The organism is Hirschia maritima DSM 19733 (genome assembly GCF_000378345.1).
GTDB classification, from domain to species: Bacteria; Pseudomonadota; Alphaproteobacteria; order Caulobacterales; family Hyphomonadaceae; genus Hirschia; species Hirschia maritima.
Window position 1 is genome coordinate 32862 of record NZ_KB899544.1, and the last position, 15037, is coordinate 47898.

Annotated in this window: 11 protein-coding genes and 1 pseudogene; 9 read left to right on the top strand and 3 right to left on the bottom strand. The window is 42.4% G+C overall.

Annotated elements, in window-relative coordinates; translation table 11 throughout:
* The first annotated feature begins 100 nt into the window (after window positions 1-100).
* The 4 genes from F551_RS0100140 (at window position 101) to F551_RS0100155 (ending at window position 3490) form a co-directional block, all read left to right on the top strand.
* Complete coding sequence (locus F551_RS0100140; RefSeq protein WP_033404407.1) at window positions 101-1138, top strand: DUF6607 family protein; 1038 nt, start codon at window positions 101-103, stop codon at window positions 1136-1138.
* Window positions 1135-1929 (top strand): DUF4198 domain-containing protein, encoded by a 795-nt coding sequence (locus F551_RS0100145; RefSeq protein WP_155825670.1) that lies wholly within the window; start codon window positions 1135-1137, stop codon window positions 1927-1929. Before F551_RS0100140 ends, F551_RS0100145 begins: the two co-directional genes overlap by 4 nt.
* A gap of 215 nt (window positions 1930-2144) precedes the next feature.
* The gene (locus tag F551_RS0100150; protein WP_018995436.1) at window positions 2145-2699 is read left to right on the top strand and encodes an ECF-type sigma factor; all 555 of its coding nucleotides are present in this window, start codon (window positions 2145-2147) and stop codon (window positions 2697-2699) included.
* A gap of 251 nt (window positions 2700-2950) precedes the next feature.
* The gene (locus tag F551_RS0100155) at window positions 2951-3490 is read left to right on the top strand and encodes a hypothetical protein (protein ID WP_233355183.1); all 540 of its coding nucleotides are present in this window, start codon (window positions 2951-2953) and stop codon (window positions 3488-3490) included.
* Window positions 3491-3539: 49 nt separating this feature from the next.
* Here the strand turns inward: F551_RS0100155 and F551_RS0100160 are convergent, their stop codons facing one another.
* Window positions 3540-5156, bottom strand: a complete 1617-nt coding sequence (locus F551_RS0100160) for a helix-turn-helix transcriptional regulator (protein WP_018995438.1) — start codon at window positions 5154-5156, stop codon at window positions 3540-3542.
* Window positions 5157-6120: 964 nt separating this feature from the next.
* On the opposite strand from F551_RS0100160, the pseudogene F551_RS17600 reads away from it, so the two are divergent.
* Window positions 6121-7758, top strand: a pseudogene (locus F551_RS17600) (TcfC E-set like domain-containing protein); the annotation flags it as partial.
* 51 nt (window positions 7759-7809) lie between these two features.
* Here F551_RS17600 and F551_RS17605 read toward each other — a convergent pair.
* A complete protein-coding gene (locus F551_RS17605; protein ID WP_407636360.1) occupies window positions 7810-8571 on the bottom strand; it encodes a helix-turn-helix transcriptional regulator in 762 nt (253 codons plus the stop codon).
* A gap of 386 nt (window positions 8572-8957) precedes the next feature.
* Between F551_RS17605 and F551_RS0100175 the strand changes: the two genes are divergently transcribed.
* The 4 genes from F551_RS0100175 to F551_RS0100195 all read left to right on the top strand — a co-directional run bounded on the left by F551_RS0100175 (window position 8958) and on the right by F551_RS0100195 (window position 13770).
* Window positions 8958-11006, top strand: a complete 2049-nt coding sequence (locus F551_RS0100175) for a TonB-dependent receptor (RefSeq protein WP_018995441.1) — start codon at window positions 8958-8960, stop codon at window positions 11004-11006.
* A gap of 105 nt (window positions 11007-11111) precedes the next feature.
* Window positions 11112-11876 (top strand): hypothetical protein, encoded by a 765-nt coding sequence (locus F551_RS0100185; RefSeq protein ID WP_155825673.1) that lies wholly within the window; start codon window positions 11112-11114, stop codon window positions 11874-11876.
* A gap of 39 nt (window positions 11877-11915) precedes the next feature.
* Window positions 11916-13043 (top strand): glycosyltransferase family 2 protein, encoded by a 1128-nt coding sequence (locus F551_RS0100190; protein WP_018995443.1) that lies wholly within the window; start codon window positions 11916-11918, stop codon window positions 13041-13043.
* 100 nt (window positions 13044-13143) lie between these two features.
* Window positions 13144-13770 carry a TetR/AcrR family transcriptional regulator gene (locus F551_RS0100195; RefSeq protein ID WP_018995444.1) on the top strand — a complete coding sequence of 209 codons (627 nt, stop codon included), beginning with the start codon at window positions 13144-13146 and terminating at the stop codon, window positions 13768-13770.
* Here F551_RS0100195 and F551_RS0100200 read toward each other — a convergent pair.
* The gene (locus F551_RS0100200) at window positions 13767-14981 is read right to left on the bottom strand and encodes a hypothetical protein (protein WP_018995445.1); all 1215 of its coding nucleotides are present in this window, start codon (window positions 14979-14981) and stop codon (window positions 13767-13769) included. The genes F551_RS0100195 and F551_RS0100200 overlap by 4 nt on opposite strands.
* Window positions 14982-15037: the final 56 nt, after the last annotated feature.

A 15037-nucleotide genomic window follows, 5' to 3' on the forward strand; every position in this document is an offset into this window, starting at 1 on the left:
AGATTGACAACCCTTAATCGCGCATTATTGATATTGCAAGTCATTTTCATTCTCAAATTTATTAAAGTCTTAGCATGTGACTTTAGAAAAGGAAAAAATAATGAAACTAAACAGTGGGTTGGCTGGTGCTATGATGTCCGCTTTTATTGTCACTGGTTGTGTGACGACATCTGGAGCAGAAAATGTACAAGGAACGCAAACGGCCGTTAAATCTGAAAGGGGAGATTTTGAAAGAGATCGTCAATCAATTCTTGCAATGGCCGGAGACTATAAAGTTACTTTCGATTTCACGGAAACCGTCGCTTTTGTAGACGGATATGATCTTAAGGAACCAAAATTGTCAGGCGGGTATGAATCCGTTCGGGTAATTGAGGACACTGGGAATTTCATCAGCCTCCAGCATATTTTGGTTGTAGGGGACAATGATGATCCTCACATTGTAAAACATTGGAGACAAGACTGGCGGTATCAACCGGATCGCGTTCTTGTATTTGTAGGTGGAAATGCTTGGCAATGGCGTGATGTTGCTGAGAGCCAAGGAAAATGGTCACAGACGGTTTATCAAGTTGACGATACGCCAAGATATGGAGCGATTGGTGCATGGTCTCACGCAGATGGTATGGCCGAGTGGACACCGCCACGAGAATGGAGGCCATTGCCTAGACGTGACATGACGACACGCGATGATTACCATGCAATTGATGCAGTAAATCGCCACGCCATAACGCCTTTAGGATGGGTGCATGAACAAGATAATTCAAAGTTGGTTCTAGAAGATGAAGCGCACGTTTTAGTACGTGAAATTGGTATCAACACATACCAAAAATTTGATGAATACCCTGTATCTGCGGCAGATGAATATTGGAAAGCGACTTCTGAGTATTGGGCTGGTGTTCGAGCGGAATGGAACAAGATCGAAGCTGAAAATGATAGCTTTGCCGTTACTATTAAAGGTGAAACTTCCGATCTCTACATGCCTCTTTTGGGATTGGCCAATTCAGTTCAATCAGGAGAAATGGAAGCAAGTGTAGCAATCATTGAGGCTCAATCTACCATAGCGACTTACGTTTCATCGGACATCGGGGCTTTAGAAGAGCGTTTACGTACAGCGGTAAAAGAAGAGGGGGGAGAGTATTGATCAGGTCTTTAGCTATGGTGTTGGCGGCAATTGTTGTCTCCGCGCCTGTTTGGGGGGATACAGCCTATGTAAAACCCTCCACCTCATCTCCCGAAATTGGACAGAGGATTACAGTTGAGGTTGCATTCAACGATGTATGTTGCGAGCCACGTTATCCAGTACGCACGGATACATTTGTTATTGTTTCTTCTGATGGAAACGCAAAGCAGCCAGAACGTATCGATAATTTTGCATCACAAACGATACTGGAAACTGATGTTGTTTCGGAAGGAACAACACTAATATCTACTGGTGAGCGATTAGGTCGCAAAGGAGAATATGTTTTTCTCAATGGAGTTTATCACCTTATCAATAGCAGAGATGCTGAACCTATTGAGATACCTGATAATACACCTATTTTGACGTCACAAACTGCAACTGTCTCAAAGGCTTATATTAGCGTTGGAAAGCCTAATTGGGATGTAATTCGTAACGCTTCAGAACGTTTGCAGATTATTCCAGCAACACATCCAAACATGATTGAGAGAGAAGATGTCTTTCGGGGCGTGATTAAATTTGATGACAAACCTGTTTCAGGACAAAAGGTGGTTCTCAATACTGAACAACAGCGTTTGGAAGGTATGGATGAAACCGTTGTTCTGACGGATGTGAACGGTGTGTTTGAATTACGTATGAACCATGGAGGAGGTGCCCAAATCTGGGTTAGAATGCAAGCGCCTGCACCTGATGGTGCGAGCACTGACATTAGAAGCTATACGACTGCTTTGACTGTATTGGTTGGTAATGAGTAACAATAATCGTTGGATAGAAGAGGAAATCTGTCTAAACTTAAGCACCATCACGTAAAACATCCTTCATTGTCGTTGTATTTTTCATGGACTTACAATTCGAAACTCATGAAGATAGGCACCAAATTTGCAAAATCGCTTTTGTGTGCACAGCAAGCAACCATGCTGCTGTGATGTGTTGGTTTGCATACACATTTTAGTTTGTGCGAGGGTGTTTAATGAATCCAGATGAAGAGTTCGATACGATCGAGTTGGAAACAGCGTCTGAGTTATTTGTTAAATACTATGACGTTCTTAAAAACATAGCGTGTACAAATAGACGCCGAAAAAGAGGTGCGGTGAATACTCTTGAGACGGCTGATATATTGCACAGTGCATATTTTAAACTTGCCTCAAATGAACGAAAGCTTTCTCATAATCATTTCCAAGCCGTAGCTACATTGGCAATTCGTCAGGTAATCGTTGATTATGCGCGAAAGAAAATGTCTCAAAAACGTGGAAGTGGGAAGAGCTTGGTCACGTATGATGACGAGGAAACAGTTTTGCCTGGCTTTTCGGAGACACCCGAGGATATTGTAATCATGTCCCGTGTGTTTGAAGACCTTAAAAAGACAAATCCACGGTGGCTACGTGTTTTAGATGCAAGATTTTTTGCAGGATTAACTGAAGAAGAAACTGCAATTATGTTGAGTGTGGATCCTCGAACCATACGGCGTGATTGGAAAGCCATTAAGGAATGGTTGGCTCCTCGTATGGGTGTTGAAGTCGTCTAATTTTAGTGAAAAATTTATGCGTACCCAATTTAGGGTATGACACTGGTAAACGCCTAAATTATTTTTGCCTCAGCTTAATGCTTTGAGATAGGAATGATGCGATGTTTAGAGGCTTGATAATTGTAGCGAGCTTGTTGGTATCTGGGGTTCCGGTTGCTCATGCGCAATTGAAACTAAGTGACTTTTTCATAGATTTAGACCAGCAGACAAAAGCCAATGAGTTGTTTGTTTCTAACACGGGAAACGAGCGAATGTTTTTGAAAATCAAGGCATCTGAAGTTGTGGACCCTGGGCTGGAATCTGAAGAAGTAATCAACTCTGAAAACCCTAGAGAATTAGGCCTATTGGTTTCTCCTCAACGCGTCATTTTAGAACCTGGTGAGGAAAAGCGGGTGCGACTTGTGGCATTGGCTGACACAGACAAAGACCGTTTCTTTAAGGTGAATGTAACACCAGTTGTTGGTGAGTTGGAAACAACTGAAACAATTGGTGTAAAATTACTGGTCGCATACGCTGCTTGGGTTTTTCAACGTCCCGACAATGCTGAGCCTGAGCTTACGGTGTCGCGAGATGATGGGAAGATAAAGATTAGAAATATCGGAACCACTCACGCTGAAGTACTTCCGGGAAAACAATGTAGCGCTTCTGGGGAAGAGTGTGATGATTTAACTAAAGTCCGAGTGTTGGTTGGGCATGAGAAAGAAATTGAATTGCCATTTCCGGATAATACGGCACCGTTGGAAATGAAGGCGGTATTTTCGGGTAAATCTCAATTAGTTAAAGTCGAATAAAATCAATAAAGCCAGTTGGGTTGGAAAACTGGGGGCCCCGGGGACATAGCTATTGTTCTCGGGGAGGCTTGGAGTTTTTATCGCGGTTCGTAAGGTGTTCTGTTATTGGAGATATTTTTAAGTCTCGAGCTGTTCCTATGAATTCATCGCATGTGTTTGGTATAGCATCACAATTTGACCGAAAATTTAAACTTTTTTGCAAGTCAGCTAAGATTGGTTCGGGCCCATTTTCGAAAGTGACACGCAGGTTACCCATTAGACTCGACAATTCTATGCTTTTTTCAATTGCATTGTAATTGGCATTGTTAATCTGACTCAAAAAGTTTTCAAATGATTCTGGTGAAGCTTCGCTCTGAAACTTGTAAAATGCTTCCATAAAAAAGCTTTCAACTTCGGGTATGAATTCCTCTGGAATGTGCTTTCGAAAGTTCTCAAAAAAATCCGTCAACAATGAGGATTCGAAGCTTGGGGTTTCTATAGTTGAATCCACGTTTTGATGGAGTGTTTCTAGTAATGGAGGAATTAGAACTGCGCCAGTTCCCAGTCCCCAGAAGCAAAAACTTTCAATTCCTTTTTGTTCACAGATACAGATAATATCTTGTTCTAGCTTTTCTAACTGCAAATGCGGTGGAGGTAATTCATTGGCTGATGTGTTTCCGTAGCCCGGACGATAAACGAGAATGAGTTTTAGCTCGGATAAAATGCATTGCTCAGCAAGTTCTTCGTTGAAATTGGGTAATTCCCAAGTGTCGTGCAAAAGGAAAACTGGAAAACCGTCATCCGGTCCTATTGATTGCCATCGTGTGGTTTGATTTTCATTGATTGATAGTTCAAATTTGCCTGCAGTTTGTTTCGGAGTTGTAGAACCAGAGTATTGTAATGAGTGGTATGCAGAGTTAAATCCACACAGTGTGCGGACAAGATCGGAAATACCATCTGCGCCCACTTTCTTTAGGATTTTTTTGATTTGCGTGCGGACAGTATTTATCGATGCATTTCTGTTTTCAGCTATTGCATTGGGTTGAATGCCATTTCCTAAAAGCTGAGCAACTTTAGCTTCGGCAGGGCTGAGGTTGAATGTTTCAGCAATGATATTGATTGCTTCATCATGGATAGTAATGTCGACCGCTGAAATCAGGAATACTTGTGAACTATTGCACTTAAAATCATTCCCTTTGTCATGGTCTAGCCTGTGGCATTTTATGAGGAGTTGGGTATTTTCTCTCTGCCCTAACGAGCAATGACTTAAGATGGCCGGTTCGCATTCAGGAGTAAGGTGTTCAATTGTGCTTTGTATGTCTTCGAGTGTCGAATCTTCGATTGGAAGGTCTTGAAGTTTAGTGCCAGTTTTTACGTTGAAAACGTTAGCATAATTGTTGGTAGCTAGGATTGTATTGTTAGAATCGACAACAATTGCAAAGCCCATCAAATCGCGCAGCAATTGATCGAAACTTCCCACTGTTTTGTTAGGCGGTTGGATCCTGCGAAGAAGATTAGCGCCATTCTTGAAGTGCTTTTTGATTAAGTCTTTTTCCTGCTGAGAGAGCGAAAGAGCAGGTGTAAGCGCTTCGGTAACTGAAGCTGCAAAGTTAAACATGTGAGCAGGTATTGTCGCTGTCGTATATAAATCTTCTATTAGATTAACTATAACTTCTTCGCGTTTCACTTGAGACTCTCATATCAAAAGACAGGGCTATCTTACATTAAATGAAGTATTAATCACGTTCATACCCAATATTGATGATGAACAAGTCTTTTTAACTTGTCATTAACATAACCAGCTCGATTGAAGAAAAGAAGCTGGGCAATTTGGTGTGATAAAAATATTCAACAAAATTATATTTTTAGTGTCTCTTCTTATTGTATTAGGAGGGGGATATTCGGCATTTGCCCAAGACGAGCATGTCGCGATCAAATCTGCGCCTCCATCAGAGTTTATGGATATTTTGGAAGAAACCAATTCAACAGACTTAGATTCTTTGGTGGATTTGGTAGCTGGGCAACATTATCTCGAAATTTATGTGGACGGAAAACATCGCGGAGACAGTATAGTATTCGTGAACAGTGGAATACTAGAGTTTGACAACATTGATCAGGTTGCAGACTTGATGCCTGAATTGCGCAAAAGAGAAAAATTTGTGGCTCTTTACGGCGGGAAGGTTGATTTAAATCAGAGCGGGTTTTGTGTTGTGTCGTCTTTTAATGTTTGTACGGCACCTAAAAGAGATAAAAACAGCCTCATTTTAAACTTAGATGATCAGCGCATTGATTTTTTCTTGTCTTCCAAATTTAGACCAGCATTGAAAAGAGTAAAACCAAGTCATCCTTCAGCATTTGGATTGGTGGGAGGGCTTGAAACTCGTGTGTCTGGTTTCAGTCGAAAGAGCGACACAAACTTGAACGGTTCGTTGAGTTTTGATCTTGTTGCTGGAAAGGGGGCTTTTAGTGCATTTGCGGTAGGTGCGGCAAACACTGCCGGATCGACAAATATTTATAGAGCAGGTGTTCAAACTTATTTTCGAGATATGCACATTTCGGCTGGGGCATTGAGGTCTCAAGCGTCGGATGTGTTGTCCCAAAGAGAAGTATTGGGACTGTCTGTTCGCTCATCAGAAGATACAGTTTTAAAAATGGGAAGGGTCGTTGATACACCTGTAACAGTGTTTCTTTCGAATGAAGCTTATATTGATGTTTTTCGGTCTGGTCAGCTCATTCTTTCGACATTTAGAGAGGCTGGAACCTGGCAATTGCCAACTAAAAATTTTCCTGATGGAAGCTATTCTATATCCATTGAAATAAGAGAGGAAAGCGGTGCTATTCGCACTGAGAGCCAATTTTTTTCACGTTCATCTACTGGAAATACAAATAAATGGAATTGGTCAGTGCAAGCGGGGGTATTGCGAGATCGCGAGTCTTTCAATCAAAACGATAGAGAAATTGAAGAGCAATCAATCATATCTTTTGGTGGGCAACGAAAGCTCGGGCAACGTTCTGAATTCCGTTTTCAAACTGTTTTGGTCGATGACCTTTCTCTAATCGAGTTGGGTCTTCAAAGTTCTCTTGACTACGGGAATTTGCGTTCATCGCTTGCCATTGCCGATGATGGTGGAATGGGAATTCATTTGGATGCCAATACAAATTTCAAGGAATACAATTTAGGTCTAAATGCGCGGTATGACGGTTTTACAAATGCTTCTCAAATTGGAGGTTTCAGTAATGAGAAGAGAGGCAGTGTGAATGTTCACGTATCTATGCCAGCCCCATTTATAGGTGGGCGACTTCAAAATTATGCTCGCTTGTCAGTCAACGAAGGCGAGAAGCTCAAAGAATACATTGGTGTCAATTGGACGAATACTTACCCGATCGAAAAAACGAAATTATCAGCACAAATTCAGTTGGGATATCAAAGAAATGCGGATGAAGATCGTTTCTTGATGAGCCTTCGTTTTTTAGGCCGTAGTGATCGTACCTCCTATTCTGGGCGTTTTTCTAATCAATATAGGCCTGATAATCTTGCCGGTGAAAGGTGGTCCTCGACGCAGAATATGAATTGGTCAAAAAGATCAAAATTCTCGAGAAATAAAGGTTGGTCATATGGTGGGAATTTGAGTGCAAACTCGAATGATGAGTTTCGTGCTGGCGTTCAAGGGCGTTTGAAGGGGCAATCATACAATGTAGATGGGAGGCTCGATCAAAACTGGGGAAGTAATCAATCTACAAGATATTATGGATCTGCATCCACGTCATTTGCACTGAACTCTGCGGGGTACGCATTCTCTAATCGAAGGTCTGCTAAAGCAGGTGTGTTATTAGATTTGAGTGAAGTACCTGAAGAGTTGGAGGTCGCGGGTGGTGTAGGTTCTTTGAAGCTAGAAAGACTCAAGACTGGTCTTACTTTTGTTCCAATGGCGCAGTTTCAACCTCAAAATGTGAAATTTCGTCCAAAGGGGACGGGTGCATTTCAATATCAGACATTGCCTTTAAAAGTATCTGCTTTCCCCGGAAATGTTGTTACACTAAAGCCAGAATTTTTCCGCCAAATTACGGTTATTGGTCGCATTGTTGATCAAAAAGGGTGGCCTTTTGCAAAAGGGCGAATTTTATGGGGTGATCAGAGCTACTCTCTCGATGATAGCGGGTTTTTCGTTACCGATATCGACACAAATGTAAAATCCGTTGCAGTGTATTTAGGCGCCGAAAAAGTTTGTGATATTTATCTTCCTTTTAACAACAAAATTTCTGAAAAAGTATTCCTGGATTTAGGAGATTTGTACTGTTCTAGAGCTGAAGACTTATTGTTCGCCGAACGTAATGAGGATTCAACACATGGATTCGGGACGAATAATGAGACCAGAAATCAAACGAATAAGCTCGACGATATTCGTGCAGGAGATTTTGTCGTAGATCGTTCTGAGTTGGCTTCTAACAGTGGAAACCACGCAATCTCTGGCATCGGCGATGAAATCGATGGAGTAGCCCTCGAAAACAAGTTGAGTGATTTGAATTTCGGCCTCGGTGAGAGAGAAATTGGAGCTGAGGGTGTGATTCAACTTGCTGGGCCAAGCAAAATCACTAGTTCGAAGTTCAGTCAGCCAAAGTCCGCTCCTTCGATCAAACCTACGATGAAGCGTGCCCAATATGATAGAGCGGCTACCGAGTTTGCAGAGTCTAATAATACTAACATCATTGCTGGATCTGAGCAGGATGTGCTTGCTTATCAACAAATCCAAACTCGAAGGGCAGATGGGGAGAACTTCGATATGGTCGCCGGTTTGAGCTCCATACAAGGTTTCGGTGTTTTCGTTGACTTCGTGGATAATGAAATCATCTGTGAAGAAGATTCTTATTGTTGGGGTGTTTTCAACAGAGTCAAAGAAGGGGGCGGGCTTGCTTTGAGCGTTATTGCGGCTGCTGGGAGTGAACAACTTGGAAACTTTATCGAGATGTCTCAAAAAAGCGATTTGTTGTTGTTCTTTCAATCTACTCGTCGCTAAAGACGTATTGTTTTCAGCAAGGTGACCGTAAATCGCGGAATCGTATAAAAGGTCCAACTCCTTCAAGTATGTAATATGTTCGTCCATTTTTCCCTCTTTGCTCTCACAAAGGGAAAACGTGAAAAGTCAGAAAAACCGGACAAATCTTTTTCTATAATTGAATTATTTCTTCAAATGAATGAGAAATGCGTAGAAATTGAGTACGAAGAGTGAAGAAATTTTTCGGGAATAGCTGGAACTGAATGGCGCTGGCCTATCAAGCTAAAAAAGGTAATGCTCCGTAGCGTGAGCTACGGTTTTATAAAATTGTCATTCAAGTTTTTTGTTTTGATCTTCTCTGTTGATTGAATGATGGGAGAGTGAATTTTCATTGCAATATGGTGAAAGTTATCCCAAGCAAGAGCTTTAATTCGGCGGTTGCTTCATTATTTTAAGGCTTCAGCCGTCTTCGAAAGATTGTTCAGGGAAAGTAGATGAGTCGATATAAAGGTGCCCAATTTCTAACAGTATCTGTGTGCGCTTTAGGATTGCAGGTGAACAGTCCGGCGATAGCGCAAGAAGCTGAAGAAGTTAAAGTCTTGGAAGTGCAAAATGTGAGTGTTGCTCGACCGGATATTGATCCTGGCTCTATCAGTCGAGTTCCTCAAAGCGTGCTGAACCAGATTGGAAGAGACCATCCAGCGGAAGTTGTCAACACGCTCCCTGGTGTAAATATTCAAATGAATTCTGGGCAAGAACACTTAATCGCGCTTCGGTCACCTGTTTTAACTGCTGGAGCAGGGCAGGGATCTTTCTTGATTCAACTGGATGGGGTGCCAACGCGTGCAGCTGCGTTTGGGAATGTAAATGCCTTGTTCGAATTGCCATATGAGGGTGCGTCTAATCTTGAAGTTGTTCGTGGACCGGGTGGTGCCCGCCATGGTTCAAATGCCGTTCATGGCGTGATCAATGTGTTGAGCAAAGCGCCCGAAAACGTGGAACCCTTCATTCAATTAAGTGCAGGCAGTTTAGCTCGAGCTCGTATCGATGGAGCAATTTCTGGGGAACAGGAAGACATTGCTTGGTCTGGATTTGCCTCTTTGCAACATGATGATGGTTGGAGAGATGACTCTGGATTGGATCAACAGAAAATTGCTTTCAAAGTGTCCAACAAAGGTAAAGTTTGGAATTTAGGTGCAGGTGTTTTTGGATCTAACCTGCATCAAGAAACTGCCGGTTTTATTCAGGGCGACAATGTCTACAAAGATCAAGATACCGCGGAAACGAATCCCAATCCTGAAGCTTTTAGGGATGCATGGACAGCGCGTATTCAAGCAAAGGCTTCTCGTGATGTTGGTGAGAATGGCGAACTAAATTTTGTACCATTTGCAATTACTCAGCACATGATTTTCCGACAACATTTTTTGCCATACAAAGGTATAGAAAAAAATGGACACGATAGTGTTGGGTTGCTGAGCAGATACAACAATAAAGGCAAAAATATTGATTGGACTTTGGGTATAGATGCACAATGGGCGTCTGGGTATTTGAAGGAAATACAACCTGAGCCATTTGGTTTCTTCCCGAGTGATACTAGGTTCCCAGTTGGCATCCATTACGACTATGAAGTTGATACTCTCACATTTGCTGGTTTTGCAGAGGCGCGTGTTCAAGCCACTGAAAATTTACTAATTTTAGCAGGTGTGCGTGCAGAAACCCATCGTTATGAATATGCAACCAATACACCGGCAGGCATAAATGGTCGGTTTCAGGTGCCAAGTGACCGAGATGACAATTTTGATTTGCTAACTCCTAAATTCGGCCTTGTTTGGACAGGAGTTGACGATACGGAAATTTATGCCAACTTCTCCCGAGGGGAGCGTGCACCACAAGCTTCTGATTTGTATCGTTTGCAGTCATTACAAAATGTTGCGGAGGCAGACGTTGAATCGAATGATAGCGTTGAGATTGGGATTAGAGGTAGGTTAGCTGGCTATGTCAATTATGACGTCGCGGCGTATTCAATGCAAAAATCCGATTTTTTCTTCCGCGATGCAAACAGATTGAATGTCGCTGATGGAAAGACAGATCACAATGGAATTGAAATTGCTCTAGCTTCTGCAAACAATTTGGGTTTTGTGTGGTCGGGACAAGTGAGTTATGGGGATCATACTTATGAATTTGATCGCGCTGTAAACAATGTCTCAGAAGTGATCTCTAATGGAAATCAAATTGATACATCACCAGAGTGGTTGGCTGATCTAGGGGCTGGCTATATTTGGAATACGGGAGCAGTTCGTTGGGATTTGGAGTATGTTGGGGAATATTTCACAAACGCAGCTAATTCTCGCACTTATCCTGGACATACTATTCATCAAATAAGGTTAGATCAGCAAATATCTGATAATGTGAAAGGCTTTGTGGTCATTCGAAATGTTTTTGATGAAAGATATGCAGACCGGGCTGATTTTGCATTCGGAAATGACAGGTATTTTCCAGGGGAGCCGGCCAATTTGATGCTTGGACTGCGGTTCGGATATTAGAGCGTTTTAAGTAACTTTCATAAACTGATGCTAGATGAAAGCTGACTTGTGGTACACTTTGTAAAATCGAACTAAAGTGTAATTAAGTAACAAAAGGGTCTAGTTGTGAAGCGCCTATGGAAGCTTTCGGTTTTGCTTTGGTGTTTTTTGTTTGCTCAACAAGCATACGCACTGTCTGAACCTGCATCCAATCCTGGTACTGGAATAAATTTTGTGGAAGCTTCTTCAGAAGCGGCCTTCTCGAAAGAATATGTTGCGGCTGAAAAGCTTTTAATTTCTATCTTGATTGATTTGGATGGGCCTGTCGATAAAAGGCGTTTTTCAAATTTGAAAAAAGCTGTTCGTAAGGCGGTGAGGGCAGAACCTTTATCTGTCGATGTGAATCTGATGTATGCAACGACTTTGTGGTTGGAGGCCCGCTCCACAGGTAAAAGAATGAGTTACCTCAAGGGTTTACCTCAGAAATCTCGTGATGTGTTTGAGAAAATTTTAGAGGAACATCCTGAAAATTCCCGTGCACTGGGTTCATATGCGCTTTGGAATTTTGATGTGCTAAGGCGTGGTGGTAAAAGTGGCGCGCGTGCTTTGGGGGCGTCTTACGAAAACGGAGAAACGATGTGGAACCGTTCCAGAGAACTAGCGCCAGATGATCACTTTCTTGCGATTCAAGGAGCTTTTATGCTCATTGCTTTTGATCGTGAACAATTTCAAAATGAGGCCATTGAATTGTTGACCAATGTAGCGGAAGAAGAAATGAGTTCTGCATTGGAACTAGCATTGTTTAAGCGAGGAAATGAATTGAAACTCGCACTTCAGAACGATGACAATGCGGAAATTGATCGGCTTTTAAAATCTTGGATTGGCAGATAGAGCAATTGAAAATGAGCGATTTTGATCGGATGATTGCGAATGCCTGATTTACAAGAAAACGTAATTTCCAACCACAGCACAACCTCAGGCGGATTGGAATTAACGGTTGTAATACCGGTCTTCAATGAAGTTGATAATGTTGAGCGTATGGTTGCTGCTTTAGATGCTGCTTTGCTCGATATTAAATGGGAGGCAGTCTTTGTAGATGACGACTCTCCGGACGGAACCGCCAATAAAATCACAGATGTTGCAAAGGTTGATCCTAGAGTAAGGCTTATTCATCGCGTAGGAAGAAGGGGGCTTTCATCAGCAGCAATTGAGGGGATGATGTCTTCAACTGCGGAATATGTGGCGGTGATAGACGGTGACCTTCAGCATGATGAGCGAATTCTTCCTGAAATGTTGCAATCGGTTCGCGAAGGTGCCGATATCGCGATTGGAACACGGTATGTGGAGGGAGGCTCTACTGGTGATTGGGATGAAACGCGGGAACGAATAAGCCGTTTCGCAACCTGGGTGTCGCATAAAATGACACGTGTAGAATTAAATGATCCAATGAGTGGTTTTTTCTTGTTAGGACGAGAAACGTTTCTTTTGGTCGTTCATGATTTGTCGGGACTTGGTTTCAAGATTTTATTGGACATTCTAACGACTGCTAAACCGGCTTTAAAAATAGCGGAAGTTCCATATACCTTCCGAGAACGAGAAGAGGGGGAAAGCAAGTTGGATACATCAGCTGCATGGGATTTTTCGATGCTGTTGATCGATAAGAACATTGGGAAACTTATCCCAGTTCGCTTTGTATCGTTTGCTTTTGTTGGTGGTCTTGGAGTTTTCGTACATTTTTTGGCGCTCACAGCCATGTTTCAAATGGTTGGTAAATCTTTCCTTTGGGCGCAAACTACCGCGATGATAACATCAATGGTGTTTAACTATTGGTTGAACAATTTGCTTACATACAGGGATCGGCGACGCACAGGGATGCGATGGATAACTGGCTTGATTAGCTTTGTTGTCATCTGCTCTTTAGGGGGAGCCGCGAATGTAGGGGTCGCTAATTTTTTGTATGGAGAGCAAACGCATTGGGTACTTTCTGCGCTCGCTGGCATTCTAGTTGGCGCTGTGTGGAATTACGCTGCAACCAGTTTATACACTTGGCGGAATTAGATTCTCAGTACATATATGTAATGGGACAAACAAAAAAGCATAATTTTTAAATAAAATATGCGCAAAATAGTGGGTGAAAAACTCACATTGAGGGAATGCCGTGAATCAGAGTGCTGCAAAAGTAGCCAAGCTCGATGGTCGTCGGGTTAAGAGCCGAGAAAAATTAAAACAAGCATTAGCCAAATTACTACTCGATAAAAGTTTGGAGAAAATAACAATTGAGGAAGTCGCAAAAGCTGCGGCAGTAACTCGGCCTACATTTTATTCCAATTATCGAGATTTACAGGCAATTGTCATCGAATATGTCGATGAATTGATGTCTACTTTGGTTCAAGAGTTTGAAAAAATAGACAGTGACAAGCGCATATCTCCACGTGATCGCGTAACAGCAATCATTCTCTATTACATTGAAATGTTACAGGAGAATGATTGTATTTTGCTTAGTACTGCCGCGGGCCGGGCAGGGAATGAAGCACTTGATTTAATGCGCCGATACGGGATGCAGATAATTCTCGTTAGAGCCAGTAAGCTGCCTGATTTAGATATGCAGCAACATGAACTAGAAATCGCGATGCATTTTGTATCTGGTTCCATCAACACGGTTCTCGAAGCTCATGCTTCAGGGAAGTTGGAATATCCGCCACAACAAGTCGCGGAATACGTCACAAAACTAGTGTATGAAGGTCTGGGTAAAGAGCTTGGTGATCCAGACAAATTAATGCGCTAGAAATAACGCGTTAATCGAAATGTTAGTGCATCATCTTTTCTGAAGAAGTGAAGCGGATCAATTTGGTCTGTATTGATAAAGAGGCGTGCTTCTAGCTCAGCCTTCCAATTGTCACCGATTCTACGCTCTGCTTCTATCAAGCCAGAGGAAGAACCGTTTTCAAGATCGATAATGCCGCCCGCCAATATGCTGGTATCTTGCATGTCATTCAAAGCGTAACGTGCTCCAACAAACAGATCATTGTTTGAGGTGGTTATAGGTACGAGAGGGGAATTTTCTTCGCGATCGTCATATTGGTATTCCGCTAGAATACCTAAATCGGCTCCGCCATCTGTTAAGCCGTAAAACGTATATTCAAGACCACCAACAAATGCTCCGAATGTATCTCCATGGCCTTCACGTACAATCCCTTCGAATTTCCAGAGCCAGGCTTCGTTTGTGTATTGAATATCCAATCCAAATTGAGAAATTTGTGCGTAGTGAGGAATGAATTTTGTGCCATCGCTTGAAGGAGAAAAGGAAGCTTCTCGGCTCGTCCCATCGAAAAGAGATAGGCCAACATCCCAATCCCCAAAATAGTGAGAATATCTTAGGGCAAAGTCGATATTCTCTTCTTCATCTCCGCTTTCAAAGGTTGGGTTCTCCCAATCTAGAGGGAGAGGACCTCTTAAGCGTCCATCTATGCCAGGAGCGGTTTGTTTTCGAAAGTATGGTAGAATAAAGCCTTCCAATTTCCCCCAATCTTGTTGTGTTCCAATGCGGATGGCAGGTTGCCCAAGTTTGTCTTCTCCGTCTATGTCTTCGACACCGTCAGTTTGATTGACAATATCAACGAGGTGGCGAGATTCAGCGGTTCCCCAGAATACTTTGATTAAACCTACTTGGGCTTCAATGGCGTCCCCGCGATACCTATAATAAAATTCTCTGGCGTCGGCATGGGTGCGTTCTTCATCGAGACTATCTATGCGTGCCCAAGGCATAAAAACAAATTGATGTTTTCGATCTTCACTGCGCCAATCAACTTCTGCTTCTAGTATTGCAGAAAATTGACTGAATTCATCAGATTGGTTTGGAAACAATGGATCGTTGGGAAACACACGCGCCTCTATGCCGACTGAACCGCTAAATTCAGGTGCTTCAGCCAAAGCTGAATGAATAGGTGCCGCAAACGCCAAAGCTAAAGCGAGAGGAGTGTATCTGAGGTTTGTCATAGTCGTACTCGAAGGAAAACATTTGGGTATCTCTTAGCAGCCCTGACCGACATAAG